The sequence below is a fragment of the Pseudomonas sp. SR18 genome (assembly GCF_023701505.1).
GTDB classification, from domain to species: Bacteria; Pseudomonadota; Gammaproteobacteria; order Pseudomonadales; family Pseudomonadaceae; genus Aquipseudomonas; species Aquipseudomonas cyclaminis.
Genome location: NZ_JAMQAU010000005.1, coordinates 66,563 through 79,705, shown reverse-complemented (window position 1 = coordinate 79,705; position 13,143 = coordinate 66,563). Strand labels below are relative to the sequence as shown.

Annotated in this window: 9 protein-coding genes and 1 pseudogene; 4 read left to right on the top strand and 6 right to left on the bottom strand. The window is 61.9% G+C overall.

Features of this window, described 5'->3' with window-relative positions:
* Positions 1-76 precede the first annotated feature (76 nt).
* Positions 77-2,005, top strand: coding sequence for a transglycosylase SLT domain-containing protein (locus tag NDJ82_RS09765; protein WP_250925360.1), 1,929 nt, complete (start codon positions 77-79; stop codon positions 2,003-2,005).
* Between the two features lie 65 nt (positions 2,006-2,070).
* Here NDJ82_RS09765 and NDJ82_RS09760 read toward each other — a convergent pair.
* Positions 2,071-2,838: pseudogene (locus NDJ82_RS09760) on the bottom strand (Fic family protein); the annotation flags it as partial.
* 63 nt (positions 2,839-2,901) lie between these two features.
* Positions 2,902-4,677, bottom strand: coding sequence for an ABC transporter transmembrane domain-containing protein (locus NDJ82_RS09755; protein WP_250925359.1), 1,776 nt, complete (start codon positions 4,675-4,677; stop codon positions 2,902-2,904).
* 236 nt (positions 4,678-4,913) lie between these two features.
* Between NDJ82_RS09755 and NDJ82_RS09750 the strand changes: the two genes are divergently transcribed.
* Positions 4,914-5,087, top strand: a complete 174-nt coding sequence (locus tag NDJ82_RS09750) for a PA1571 family protein (RefSeq protein ID WP_032888780.1) — start codon at positions 4,914-4,916, stop codon at positions 5,085-5,087.
* A 53-nt stretch (positions 5,088-5,140) separates the two neighbouring features.
* On the opposite strand, the gene pdxB is transcribed toward NDJ82_RS09750, so the two are convergent.
* Entirely contained in the window at positions 5,141-6,283 is a 1,143-nt protein-coding gene (pdxB, locus tag NDJ82_RS09745) for a 4-phosphoerythronate dehydrogenase PdxB (protein WP_250925358.1), read from the bottom strand.
* Positions 6,284-6,448: 165 nt separating this feature from the next.
* Here pdxB and NDJ82_RS09740 point away from each other — a divergent pair, with 165 nt between their 5' ends.
* Positions 6,449-7,843, top strand: a complete 1,395-nt coding sequence (locus NDJ82_RS09740) for an MATE family efflux transporter (protein ID WP_112194077.1) — start codon at positions 6,449-6,451, stop codon at positions 7,841-7,843.
* Here NDJ82_RS09740 and tusA read toward each other — a convergent pair.
* Both tusA and rlmM read right to left on the bottom strand, forming a co-directional pair.
* Complete coding sequence (tusA, locus tag NDJ82_RS09735) at positions 7,840-8,091, bottom strand: sulfurtransferase TusA (RefSeq protein ID WP_099587443.1); 252 nt, start codon at positions 8,089-8,091, stop codon at positions 7,840-7,842. The genes NDJ82_RS09740 and tusA overlap by 4 nt on opposite strands.
* Before the next feature lie 13 nt (positions 8,092-8,104).
* A complete protein-coding gene (rlmM, locus tag NDJ82_RS09730) occupies positions 8,105-9,181 on the bottom strand; it encodes a 23S rRNA (cytidine(2498)-2'-O)-methyltransferase RlmM (RefSeq protein ID WP_099587444.1) in 1,077 nt (358 codons plus the stop codon).
* 190 nt (positions 9,182-9,371) lie between these two features.
* Between rlmM and acnA the strand changes: the two genes are divergently transcribed.
* Positions 9,372-12,113: an aconitate hydratase AcnA gene (gene acnA / locus NDJ82_RS09725; protein WP_112194076.1), complete on the top strand. Its 2,742-nt coding sequence runs from the start codon at positions 9,372-9,374 to the stop codon at positions 12,111-12,113.
* A gap of 72 nt (positions 12,114-12,185) precedes the next feature.
* Here the strand turns inward: acnA and NDJ82_RS09720 are convergent, their stop codons facing one another.
* The gene (locus tag NDJ82_RS09720) at positions 12,186-13,124 is read right to left on the bottom strand and encodes an aspartyl/asparaginyl beta-hydroxylase domain-containing protein (protein ID WP_099587446.1); all 939 of its coding nucleotides are present in this window, start codon (positions 13,122-13,124) and stop codon (positions 12,186-12,188) included.
* Between the last annotated feature and the right edge of the window lie 19 nt (positions 13,125-13,143).

The window sequence follows — 13,143 nt, the reverse complement described above, 5'->3', positions numbered from 1 at the left end:
TGGCAAAAGGCTAAGCTAGGGGCAATCAGCGTCGGCGGTGCCGGCGCTAGTCGTGATTTCTCTGCACGGACGTCTCATGCGCAGTCGCCTTTTCAACTTTTTATCTTGTCTGCTTCTTTCCGCCACCGCCGTTCAATCCGCCCAGGCCGTGGACCTCACCACCCAACGTCAATATTACGATGAAGCCAAGCGCGCACTGGCCAAGGGCGATACCGGCCCCTATATGCAATACAGCCAGGCCCTGGCCGACTACCCGCTGACGCCGTACCTGGCCTACGACGAGCTGACCGCGCGCCTGAAAACCGCGAGCAATCAGGAAATCGAGCAGTTTCTCGCCAAAAACGGCGACCTGCCCCAGGCCAACTGGATGAAGCTGCGCTGGTTGCGCTGGCTGTCCGAGCGTGGCGATTGGCAGACCTTTGAAAAGTACTACGACTCCAAACTCAATTTCGTCGAACTGGACTGCCTGCACGGCCAATACCAGCTCACCCACAACCTGAAGGCCGAAGGCTACAAGACCGCCGAAAAGCTGTGGATGACCGGCAAATCCCAACCCGCCGCCTGTGATGCCACCTTTGGCCAGTGGGCCGCCGACGGCCAACTCACCGAACAGAAAATCTGGGGCCGCACCAAGCTCGCCGCCGAAGCGCGCAACTACGCGCTCGCCAACAGCCTGGTGAAAACCCTGCCGACCCTCGGCGCCCAAGGCCGCCTGATGGTGGATGTGGCGCAAAAGCCCGACATGCTCAGCGATCCATCGCGCTTCCAGCCGGCCACCGAGGCTATGTCTGACGCCGTGGGCCTGGGCCTGCGTCGCCTGGCCCGCCAGGACCCGGACAAGGCCATGGCCCTGCTCGACGGCTACGCCAGCAGCATGCACTTCTCCCGTGACGAAAAAGTGTCGATCGCCCGCGAAATCGGCCTGACCCTGGCTAAGCGCTTCGACCCACGCGCCCTTGAGGTGATGACCAAGTACGACCCCGAGCTGCGCGACAACACCGTCTCCGAGTGGCGCCTGCGCTTGCTGTTGCGCCTGGCACGCTGGGAAGATGCCTACCAGTTGACGCGCAAACTCCCACAAGACCTGGCCACCACCAACCGCTGGCGCTACTGGCAGGCCCGCAGCCTGGAACTGGCCGAGCCGAAGAACCCGCAAGCCCTGGTGCTCTACAAGAACCTGTCCCGGGAGCGGGACTTCTACGGATTCCTCGCGGCTGATCGCTCCAAAGCCCCGTACCAACTGAACAACAAGCCGCTGGTGATGAGCCAGGCGCTGGTCAATAAAGTCCGTAACACCCCCGGCGTACGCCGCGCCCTGGAGTTTTACGCCCGTGGGCAGATCGTGGACGGTCGCCGCGAGTGGTACCACGTCAGCCGCCACTTCAACCGCGATGAGATGGTCGCCCAAGCCAAGCTGGCGTACGACATGAAGTGGTACTTCCCGGCGATCCGCACCATCAGCCAGGCCCAGTACTGGGACGATCTGGACATCCGCTTCCCGATGGCCCACCGCGACACCCTGGTGCGTGAAGCCAAGGTTCGTGGCCTGCATTCGAGCTGGGTATTCGCCATCACCCGTCAGGAAAGCGCTTTTATGGACGATGCCCGCTCCGGCGTTGGCGCCAGCGGCCTGATGCAACTGATGCCCGGTACCGCCAAGGAAACCGCGCGCAAATTCAGCATCCCCCTGGCCTCCCCGGCCCAGGTGTTGGACCCCGACAAAAACATCCAGCTCGGCGCCGCCTACCTGAGCCAGGTGCACAGCCAATTCAACGGCAACCGCGTACTCGCCTCCGCCGCCTACAACGCCGGCCCCGGCCGCGTGCGCCAGTGGTTGCGCGGTGCCGATCACTTGAGTTTCGATGTATGGGTGGAGAGCATCCCATTCGACGAAACCCGCCAGTATGTGCAGAACGTGCTGTCTTATTCAGTGATCTACGGGCAAAAGCTCAACTCGCCACAGCCGCTGGTGGATTGGCATGAGCGGTATTTTGATGATCAGTAACACTTGAAACGGAAAGGAAAAATGCCCGCATTGAAAAATGCGGGCATTTTTTATGAGCCTGCCCGAGGCTCGCTTTGCACGGCTTCAGCCAAGGCCAGGCTCAACGCCTGCAGCATGAACTCAACGAAGGGCGTGGCCTCGGCCTGCCGGTCTGCAGTTGAAAGCGCGGCATAGTAAGCGTCCTGCTGTTCACGAATAACCGCTTCCACTGGCAGGTAGGCCAATACAGGACGCCATTGGCTGAGAATCAGCGTTTGCCAGAGCCGTCCCATGCGCCCATTACCATCCGCAAAAGGGTGGATAAATTCAAACTCATAATGGAATACACAGCTGGCGATCAACGGGTGCCAATCGGAAACCGACAACCATTGGAGCAGGTCATCCACCAGATGCGTTACACGGCTCGCGGGCGGAGCCATGTGTACCAATTGCTCGCCACGATAGATACCAACACCCGCCTGCCGAAACCGTCCGGCATCGTCGATCAAGCCATACATCAGCAGTTCGTGAGCCTTCAACACATCCGCGCGATTACTCGGCAGCCACTGCGGCATTGCCTCGTAGGCAGCAAACGCATTACGCACTTCCTGGATTTCTCTAGGCAGCCCCAGTACTCGTCGGCCTTCCAGAACAGCAGTCACCTGCTCGACGCTGAGGGTATTGTTCTCGATCGCCAATGAGGCCTGAATCGTACGGATTCGATTGCCCCGCCTGAGCTGTGGCGTCTGACGGGTGTCGTCACCGACTGAGAGCTGACCAATCTGCTCACTGATATCAGCCACCAGGGCCAGCATCTTTGTGGTCAGTGTCAACGGAGGTTGATAACGGCTCATGTCCTCATCCAGATCAATAGCGAAAGATTGCATAATGCCTTAAGAAGCAAGCACACCGCAGCTTCATTCCATATCCCCACCAGCACTGAACTGCAACGCCGCCAACCGCGCATACAGCGGATTGCTCGCAATCAGCTGCTGATGCGTGCCCACCGCCACCAGCTTGCCCTGGTCCATCACGGCGATCCGATCAGCATTCTTCACCGTGGCCAGGCGATGGGCGATCACCAGCGTGGTGCGCCCTTGCATCAGTTGCGGCAAGGCTTGCTGGATCAGGTGTTCACTCTGGGCATCGAGGGCGCTGGTGGCTTCGTCCAGCAGCAGGATCGGTGCGTCGACCAACAAGGCGCGGGCGATGGCCAGGCGCTGGCGCTGGCCGCCGGAGAGGCCCTGGCCACCGTCGCCCAGGTGAGTCTGGTAGCCGTTGGGCATTTGCAGGATGAAATCATGGGCGTGGGCGATGCGCGCAGCGGCTTCGACCTGCTCGCGGGTCGCGCTCGGGTTGCCGTAGCGGATGTTTTCTTCGACGCTGCCGAAAAACAGCGCCGGGCTCTGGGACACCAAGGCGAAATGGCGGCGCAGATCCAGGGGGTCGAGTTCGGTCAGCGGGTGACCTTCGAGCAGTATGCGGCCGTGCTGGGGGTCGTAGAAACGCAGCAGAAGGTCGAAAATGGTCGACTTGCCCGCGCCGGATGGCCCGACCAAGGCCAGGGTTTCGCCGGGGTTGATCGTCAGATTCAAACCGTCGATGGCGTAGCTGTCGAGTCGTGACGGGTAGGAAAAACGCAAGTCCTGCAGCTCCATACGCCCACTGACCCGCGCCGGCAACTGCACCGTGCCTGCGGCCGGCGCCTGGATTTCGTTAGTCGACTGCAACAGCTCACCAATGCGCTCGGCTGCACCGGCGGCGCGTTGCAGCTCACCGAGCACTTCGCTCAGGGTGCCAACGGCGCTGCCGACGATCAGGCTGTAGAACACAAACGCCGCCAGCTCGCCGCCGGAAATACGCCCACTGATCACGTCCATGCCGCCCACCCACAACATCACGCCCACGGCACCGAGCACCAGCATGATCACCAAGGTGATCAGCCAGGCCCGCTGGGCAATACGTTTACGCGCCGTGGCAAAGGCTTCTTCGACGGTCACAGCAAAGCGTTGTTCGTCCTGGACCTGGTGGTTGTAGGCCTGCACGGTCTTGATCTGGCCGAGGGTTTCGGACACATAGCTGCCCACATCGGCAATCCGGTCCTGGCTCAGGCGCGACAGGCTACGCACGCGGCGACCGAAAATCAGGATCGGTGCCAGCACCAGCGGCAGCGCCACCACCACGATACTGGTGAGCTTGGGGTTGGTGACGAACAGCAGCACAATGCCGCCGATGACCATCAAGGCATTGCGCAGGAACAGCGACAGCGACGAGCCGATCACCGATTGCAACAAGGTGGTGTCGGTGGTCAGCCGCGACTGGATTTCGGAGCTGCGGTTGTTCTCGTAGAAGCCGGGGTGCAAGTAGATGAGGTGGTTGAACACCTGCCGACGAATATCCGCCACGACCCGCTCGCCAATCCAGGACACCAGGTAAAACCGTGCAAAAGTACCCACCGCCAGGCCCAGCACCAGGATCATGAACAGGCCGATGGACTGGTTGAGCAGGTGCGGCGACTGGGTCATGAAACCCTGGTCCACCAGCAGGCGGATGCCCTGCCCCATGGACAAGGTGATGCCGGCGGTGACGATCAGCGCCAACAGGGCGCCCAGCGCCTGCCAGCGATAGGGCGCGATAAAGCGGCTGGCCAGGCGAATTGCGCGGCGTTGACGGACTGAGAACATGGAGGGCATTACCGATGAGGGGTCTATACCTCAACATTGGGGGAACTTGGGTAAATAACAATGAGTCAGGTTAATTATGCCCGCCGATGCTGGCCCCTAGAGGCTATCGGTCTAACACCCGGCTGGAAATCGACAGCGGTTTCTGGTGGACTGGATGTTCGAACCGGTGGTCGTGCAGGGAGTTGTCACAGCGCGGTCACGCGGAGGGTTCAAAGTAGGTACACAACCTGATGAGGAGACAGGCCATGACCTTGCAAAACAGCAGCGATGCCAAGATTGAAGTGATCCGCCAACCCCAGCAGTTGCCTTGCTCCGTCATCGACGCCCAAGGCCATGAGGTTCAGATCACCGAAGAGATGATCCAGCAAGCGTGCCGCGAACTGGAAGAAAAACTGGTCAAGCCTGCCCAGCAAGGCTGAAACGCCCAAGCTCTTTCAGACCCGGCCGCGATGGCCGGGTTTTTTATGGGCGCTTAAATAGCCACTGCGCCCAATGCGGACACAATCTTCGACAGCGCCTCCGACTCCCCATTGATACGCACCTTCAAGCCCTCGATCTCCCGACGCTCCGGGTAATGCTTGCGCAGCAGGTCGAACGCCTTACGCTGTTTTTCCACAGTTCCCACCAGGCTGCGACGGAAATCCGCATCATCCCGGCGCGGGTCGTACACGCTGCGGCACAAGGTCGCCAGCGCCCAGGCGGGGTCGGTCGAAGCATTCAGGTGCACTTCAGACAACCACGGCGCCGGCAACAGTTCGCTCAAGTGGATGCTCGGTGCCTGGCCCAGGTACGCGCAAAACGCCTGGTAGATCTGCGCCGTGCCGCGCTGACGGCCTTCCAGGCTGTAACCGGCGATATGCGGCGTGGCCAGCACGCACAAGTCGGCCAGGTCCGCATCCACTTCGGGCTCGCCTTCCCATACATCCAGCACCGCTTGCAGGTCTTCGCGCGCCAGCAACACCTCGCGCAGGGCAGCGTTGTCCACCACCGGGCCGCGGCTGGCGTTGATCAGCCAGGTGCCGGGCTTGAGCTGCTCCAGGCGCTGGCGGTCGAACAAATGCCAGGTCGAGCCATTGCCGGACTTGGTCAGCGGCGTGTGCAAGCTGATCACGTCGCACTGCTCGACGATCTGCGCCAGGCTCACATAGTCGCCGTCTTCGGCGATCTGCCGTGGCGGGTCGCACACCAGCACGTTCCAGCCCAGGCCCTTGAGCACCTTGACCAGGCGCCCGCCGACTTCACCGGCACCGACGATGCCGTAAGTACGCTTATTGAGGTCGGCGCCTTCGATCTCGGCGAGGATCTGCAGGCTGCCCAGCACGTAGTCCACTACCCCACGGGCATTGCAGCCGGGGGCGCTGGACCACTGGATACCGGCTTGCTTGAAGTAGTCCAAATCCAGGTGGTCGGTGCCGATGGTGCAGGTGCCTACAAAGCGCACGTTGGAGCCCTCCAGAAGCGCGCGATTGACGTTGCTCACCGAGCGCACCAGCAGCACATCCGCCTGCTCGACCGTGGCGCGGTCAAGGGAACGGCCGGGCACCCGGCGAATCTCGCCAAATCCTTGGAAGAAGGCATCGAGCAGCGGGATATTTTCGTCGGCAACAATCAGCATGGCAGGCTCCTTTGGCGGACCCGCAGTGTACAGGCTTGCGTGGATTCAATGTGGGAGGCGGCCTGGCAGGTTGCTTACAAATCCCCAACACAGGTTTTTTCCTGACCATTGCGTCAGGGCGTAGAATCCGCCGTCCTTGCGCTCCTCTCAATTGGACACCTGTACGTGAACACTGCCACCACCGCCCTCACCCGCCCCGCCCGCATCAGCCGGGAAGTGCGCGACCTGCTGACGCTCGCCCTGCCGATCATGATCGGCCAACTGGCCACCACCGCCATGAGTTTTGTCGACGCGGTCATGGCCGGGCGGGTCAGCCCCCAGGACCTGGCGGCGGTGGGCCTGGGCAACTCGATCTGGATCCCGGTGTACCTGCTGATGAGCGGCACGCTGCTGGCCACCACGCCGAAAGTCGCCCAGCGCTACGGGGCAGGCCAGTTCAACGAGATCGGGCCGCTGGTGCGCCAGGCGTTGTGGCTGGCGGTGGTCGTGGGGATCATCGGCGCATTGCTGCTGCTGTGCGCCGAACCGATCCTGCATGCCATGAAGGTCGAGCCCGACCTGATCGAACCATCCATGGGCTACCTGCACGGCATCGCCGCCGGGATGCCGGCGATTGCGCTGTATTACGTGCTGCGCTGTTTCAGCGATGGCCTGGGCCGCACGCGGCCGAGCATGGTCATGGGCCTGGTCGGCCTGGCGCTGAATATTCCGCTGAACTACATCTTCATCTACGGCCACTTTGGCGTGCCGGCCATGGGCGGCGTGGGCTGCGGCTGGGCCACGGCCATTGCGATGTGGGTGATGATGCTCGGCCTGGCCGTCTGGACGCGCTGGGGCCCGGCCTATCAGAGCAGTGAATTGTTCAAACGGTTTGACTGGCCGCAATGGGCAGTCATCAAGCGTGTGCTGGGGATTGGCCTGCCGATTGGCGTCGCGATCTTCGCCGAATCGAGCATTTTTGCGGTAATCGCCCTGTTGCTCGGCAGCCTGGGCGCCACGGTGGTGTCCGGGCATCAGATCGCACTGAACGTCAGCTCGCTGGTGTTCATGATCCCCTACTCCCTGAGCATGGCCGTCACTGTGCGCGTCGGTCAGGCCCTCGGCCGTGGCGAGGCACGGGAAGCACGCTTCGCCGCCGGTGTCGGCATGGGCACCGCGCTGGCGTATGCGTGCCTGTCGTGCAGCCTGATGCTGTTGTTCCGTGAGCAGATCGCGACGATCTACACCCCGGACCCAGTGGTGATTCACTTGGCTTCGACGCTGATTGTGTTCTCGGCGCTGTTCCAGTTCTCGGACTCGATCCAGGTCACGGCAGCCGGCGCCTTGCGTGGCTACCAGGACACCCGCGTGACCATGGTGCTGACCTTGTTCGCCTACTGGGGCGTGGGGCTGCCGGTGGGTTATGCCCTGGGGCTGACCGACTGGCTCGGCGCCCCAAGCGGCCCCAGCGGTTTGTGGCAAGGGCTGATCGTGGGCCTGAGCTGTGCGGCGGGGATGTTGCTGGTACGCCTGGCGCGCAGTGCACGCCGGCGTATCCGGGCGGACAAGGCGCGAGGTTAGTCGGCCTTCTTGCGAATCCAGTACAGATAAGTGCCAGCCTGTTCCTGCTGATCCACCAGTTCGTGGTCCAGGAACACGCAGAACTTGGGTATATCGCGACGGGTCGACGGGTCCGTTGCGATCACCTTGAGCAAACCGCCTGCCGGCAGGTCGCGGATGTGCTGGTGCAGCATCATCACGGGTTCCGGGCAGTTGAGGCCGGTGGCATCGAGAATGCCGTCGACAGGGCTTTCGTTGATATCGCTCATTGATGACTCCTCGTTAACGGGCCTTGGTTTTCTTCGCATCCACCAGGCGGCGCAGGTGGCAGGTCACTTCCTCACGGTCGTGGTACAGCTGCTTGCAGCCGATTTCCACGCGAATACCGCGGGCCTTGAAGCCCTCTTCGATACGCTCCAGCAGGCGTTTGACTTCGGCATAGCGCTGCTTCATCGGCAACTTCAGGTTCACCACCGCCTCGCGACAATGCCCCTCGCCGATCCAGGTTTCCAGCAACGCGGCGTTGCGCGCCGGTTTCTCGACGATGTCGCACACCATCCAGTCCACCGGCTGCTTGGGCACGAAGGTGAAACCGTCGGCCATCAGGTGCTGCACAAGACCGGTGTCCATCAGGCTTTCGGCCATGGGGCCATTGTCGATGGCGGTCACCAGCATGCCACGGTTGACCAGTTGCCAGGTCCAGCCGCCCGGCGCAGCGCCGAGGTCGACGCCAGTCATGTCGCCGTGCAGGCGCTCGTCCCATTGGTCGCGGGGGATAAAGTGGTGCCAGGCCTCTTCCAGCTTCAACGTCGAACGGCTTGGCGCGTCACGCGGGAACTTCAGGCGCGGGATGCCCATCGGCCACATGGCCGAATTGTTCGACTCGGCCAGGCCCATGAACACTTCGCGGCCGCTCTTGAAGGTCAGCAGCAGGCGCGGCTTGCTCGGGTCGTCCACCAGCTTGCCGGCACCCAGCAGGGCTTTGCGCAGGTGCACTTCAAATTTCTTGCAGAAGTTCGACAGTTCCTTGCCATCGTTGGTGTCGACCATCTCCAGCCACAGGCTGCCGCACACCGGGAATTCGCGCAGGTGAGCGAGGATCACGCTGATGCGGTCGGTTTCCGGCAGGTCGATAAACACCCCGCGCGCCCACTGCCGGGGGAAGATCAGCTCGGCAAAGCGCTGGCCGTGCATCAGGCGCTGGGCGCCGTCTTCTTCGGTGCAGACAAATTCGGCGCAGGCGCTGCCGGTCTTGGCCTTGGCGTAGCCGGAAACGTTCAGGCGCGCAGCGAGGTCCGCGATCTCGGAACAGACTTCGCCTTCAAAACCCGGGCGGCAGTGCATAAAAAGGGTGTTCATTGAATCTCCTGGCAACTGGCTTGCTCTATCGCAATGCCTGTCATGAAAACGCGCGCATGATAGCCGAGTTCGGAACCTTGGACTTGCCCATAGAGTCCAGTTATTAGCCTGCTAATGAAAACGGGGCTAGTTTGATAGCTCTGTTCGTCCCGTCAGGTCCGTAGCCGTGCGGACCATAAGGAGTCGCGTCATGTCATCGCTTGATAGCCTGAGAACCCTTAAAACCCTGCAAATCGACGACAAAACCTACCACTACTTCAGCCTGCCCGAAGCCGCCAAGAGCCTGGGTGACCTGGACAAGCTACCGATGTCACTGAAGGTGCTGCTGGAAAACCTGCTGCGCTGGGAAGACAACAAGACCGTCACCGGCGCCGACCTCAAGGCCATTGCCGCCTGGCTCAAAGAGCGCCAGTCCGACCGTGAGATCCAGTACCGCCCCGCCCGCGTGCTGATGCAAGACTTTACCGGCGTACCCGCCGTGGTCGACCTGGCCGCCATGCGCGCCGCCGTGGCCAAGGCTGGTGGCGACCCGCAGCGCATCAACCCGCTCTCCCCGGTGGATTTGGTGATCGACCACTCGGTGATGGTCGACAAGTTCGGCAATGCCGATGCCTTCGAGCAAAACGTCGATATCGAGATGCAGCGCAACGGCGAACGCTACGCCTTCCTGCGCTGGGGCCAGAGCGCCTTTGACAACTTCAGCGTGGTGCCGCCGGGCACCGGCATCTGCCATCAGGTCAACCTGGAATACCTGGGCCGCACCGTGTGGACCAAGGACGAAGACGGCCGCACCTACGCCTTCCCCGACACGCTGGTCGGCACCGATTCCCACACCACCATGATCAACGGCCTTGGCGTACTTGGCTGGGGCGTGGGTGGCATCGAAGCGGAAGCGGCGATGCTCGGCCAGCCGGTGTCGATGCTGATCCCGGAAGTGATCGGCTTCAAGCTCACCGGCAAACTCAAGGAAGGCATCACCGCCACCGACCTGGTGCTGACCGTGACCCAGATGCTGCGCAAAAAAGGCGTCGTCGGTAAGTTCGTTGAGTTCTACGGCGACGGCCTGGCCGATCTGCCTCTGGCTGACCGCGCCACCATCGCCAACATGGCCCCGGAATATGGCGCCACCTGCGGCTTTTTCCCGGTGGATGAAGTGACGCTGGACTACCTGCGCCTGTCCGGCCGGCCGACAGAAACCGTGAAATTGGTCGAGGCCTACACCAAGGCTCAGGGCCTGTGGCGTATTGCCGGCCAAGAACCGGTGTTCACCGACAGCCTGGCCCTGGACATGGGCAGCGTCGAAGCCAGCCTTGCCGGGCCGAAACGTCCGCAGGACCGCGTGGCGCTGCCGAATGTCGGCCAGGCCTTCAGCGACTTTCTCGACCTGCAATTCAAACCCACCAACAAGGAAGAAGGCCGCCTGGAAAGCGAAGGCGGCGGCGGTGTCGCCGTGGGTAATGCCGACCTGGTGGGCGAAGCCGATTACGAATACGAAGGCAACACCTACCGCCTGAAAAACGGCGCGGTGGTCATCGCCGCGATTACGTCGTGCACCAATACCTCCAACCCCAGCGTGATGATGGCCGCCGGGCTCGTGGCCAAGAAAGCCGTGGAAAAAGGCCTGACGCGCAAGCCGTGGGTCAAAAGCTCCCTGGCGCCCGGCTCCAAGGTGGTCACCGACTACTACAACGCCGCCGGCCTCACCCACTACCTGGACGCGCTCGGTTTTGATCTGGTGGGCTATGGCTGCACCACCTGCATCGGCAACTCCGGGCCATTGCCCGAGCCGATTGAAAAAGCCATCCAGAAAGCCGACCTCACCGTGGCCTCGGTGCTGTCGGGCAACCGCAACTTTGAAGGCCGCGTACACCCACTGGTGAAAACCAACTGGCTGGCCTCGCCGCCGCTGGTGGTCGCCTATGCGCTGGCCGGCACGGTGCGCATCGACATCAGCAGCGAGCCGCTGGGTAACGACAAGGACGGCAAGCCGGTCTACCTCAAGGACATCTGGCCGAGCAGCCAGGAGATCGCCGACGCGGTGGCGCAGGTCAGCACTGGCATGTTCCACAAGGAATACGCCGAGGTGTTTGCCGGCGACGCGCAATGGCAGGCCATTGAAGTGCCTCAGGCTGCGACGTACGTGTGGCAGAAGGATTCCACCTACATCCAGCATCCGCCGTTTTTCGACGACATTGCCGGCCCATTGCCGGTGATCGAGGACATCAAGGGCGCCAACGTGCTGGCCCTGCTGGGGGATTCGGTGACCACCGACCACATCTCCCCCGCCGGCAATATCAAGGTCGACAGCCCCGCCGGCCAGTACCTGCGCGAGCAAGGCGTGGAACCGCGGGACTTCAACTCCTACGGCTCACGCCGGGGTAACCATGAAGTGATGATGCGCGGCACCTTTGCCAATATCCGGATCCGCAACGAAATGCTCGGTGGCGAAGAAGGCGGCAACACGCTGTACATCCCCACCGGCGAAAAAATGGCGATCTACGATGCGTCGATGAAATACCAGGCGTCGGGCACCCCGCTGGTGGTGGTTGCGGGGCAAGAGTACGGCACCGGCTCCAGCCGCGACTGGGCGGCCAAGGGCACCAACCTGCTGGGCGTCAAGGCGGTGATCGCCGAGAGCTTCGAGCGAATTCACCGTTCCAACCTGGTGGGCATGGGCGTGCTGCCGTTGCAGTTCAAACTCGATCAGAACCGCAAGACTCTCAAGCTCAGTGGCAAGGAGAAGATCGACATTCTTGGGCTGAGCGAGGTGGAGATCGTGCCGCGCATGAACCTGACGCTGGTGATTACGCGAGAGGATGGCAGCAGCGAGAAGGTCGAGGTGCTGTGCCGGATCGATACGCTCAATGAGGTGGAGTACTTCAAGGCGGGCGGGATTTTGCACTACGTGTTGCGCCAATTGATCGCCAGCTAAAGATCACCGGAGATCAAATGTGGGAGGGGGCTTGCTCCCTCCCACATTTTTGACCGCGTTTAAACTTTCAGATCAGCCGAACAGCCATTTCCACAGCAGTACCAGCACGACCACCGCCAACACCGGCCGCGCAATGCGGTAAGCCTTGGGATGTTTGCGCTTCCACTGCTTGACCTGGCCGCTGAACTTGTCGCTGAAGGTCTTGCTCCAGGCATACGCCTGGTTGATCCCGCCCACGCGCTCGTCATCCAGGTTCTGCGGCGCGGTCGCACGGCCCAGTTGCTTGCTGACCCAACGGTTGAGGCGGGTCATCACGCGGTTGCTCAGGGGACGCTCAATGTCGCAGAACAGAATCACGCGGGTCTGTTCGGTTTCATTCTTCACCCAGTGCACGTAGGTTTCGTCGAACATCACGTCGTCGCCGTCGCGCCATGCGTATTCCTGGCCGTCGACGAAGATGCGGCAGGCATCGGAGTTGGGCGTGGACAGCCCCAGGTGATAACGCAGGGAACCGGCAAACGGGTCGCGGTGCGGGTTGAGGTGGCTGCCGCCCGGCAACAGCGCAAACATCGCGCCCTTGACGTTGGGAATGCTGCTCACCAGTGCCACAGTTTTCGGGCACAGCGCCTCGGCCGATGGCAGGGGTTTGTCGTACCACTTGAGGTAGAAACGCTTCCAGCCCTTCTTGAAGAACGACCCGAAACCGGCATCGTTGTTCTTTTCGGCGGCGCGGATGTAACCCTCGTCGAACAGGTGCATGGCCTCTTCGCGGATCACCTCCCAGTTGTCCTTGAGCACATCCAGTTCCGGGAACTTGCTGCGGTCCAGATAGGGTTTGGACGGCACCGCCGAAAACAGATACATCAAGGCGTTATACGGGGCGAACAGCGCCGAATGGTTTACGAACTGGCGCAACATCGGTAGACGGGCCTTGCCGCGCAAGTGGACATACAGTGTGCTGCCGATAAACAGCAGCAGCACCGACAGTTTGGCGGCCAAAGAAAAGGTCATGCAGCAACTCCTGGAAATA

Excerpts from the sequence above, each read along its gene's own strand:
- rlmM (WP_099587444.1), bottom strand. The coding sequence starts at position 9,181 with ATGAACACCCTTTTTATGCACTGCCGCCCGGGTTTTGAAGGCGAAGTC.
- NDJ82_RS09720 (WP_099587446.1), bottom strand. The coding sequence starts at position 13,124 with ATGACCTTTTCTTTGGCCGCCAAACTGTCGGTGCTGCTGCTGTTTATC.
- NDJ82_RS09765 (WP_250925360.1), top strand. The coding sequence starts at position 77 with ATGCGCAGTCGCCTTTTCAACTTTTTATCTTGTCTGCTTCTTTCCGCC.
- acnA (WP_112194076.1), top strand. The coding sequence starts at position 9,372 with ATGTCATCGCTTGATAGCCTGAGAACCCTTAAAACCCTGCAAATCGAC.
- pdxB (WP_250925358.1), bottom strand. The coding sequence starts at position 6,283 with ATGCTGATTGTTGCCGACGAAAATATCCCGCTGCTCGATGCCTTCTTC.
- NDJ82_RS09755 (WP_250925359.1), bottom strand. The coding sequence starts at position 4,677 with ATGCCCTCCATGTTCTCAGTCCGTCAACGCCGCGCAATTCGCCTGGCC.
- tusA (WP_099587443.1), bottom strand. The coding sequence starts at position 8,091 with ATGAGCGATATCAACGAAAGCCCTGTCGACGGCATTCTCGATGCCACC.
- NDJ82_RS09750 (WP_032888780.1), top strand. The coding sequence starts at position 4,914 with ATGACCTTGCAAAACAGCAGCGATGCCAAGATTGAAGTGATCCGCCAA.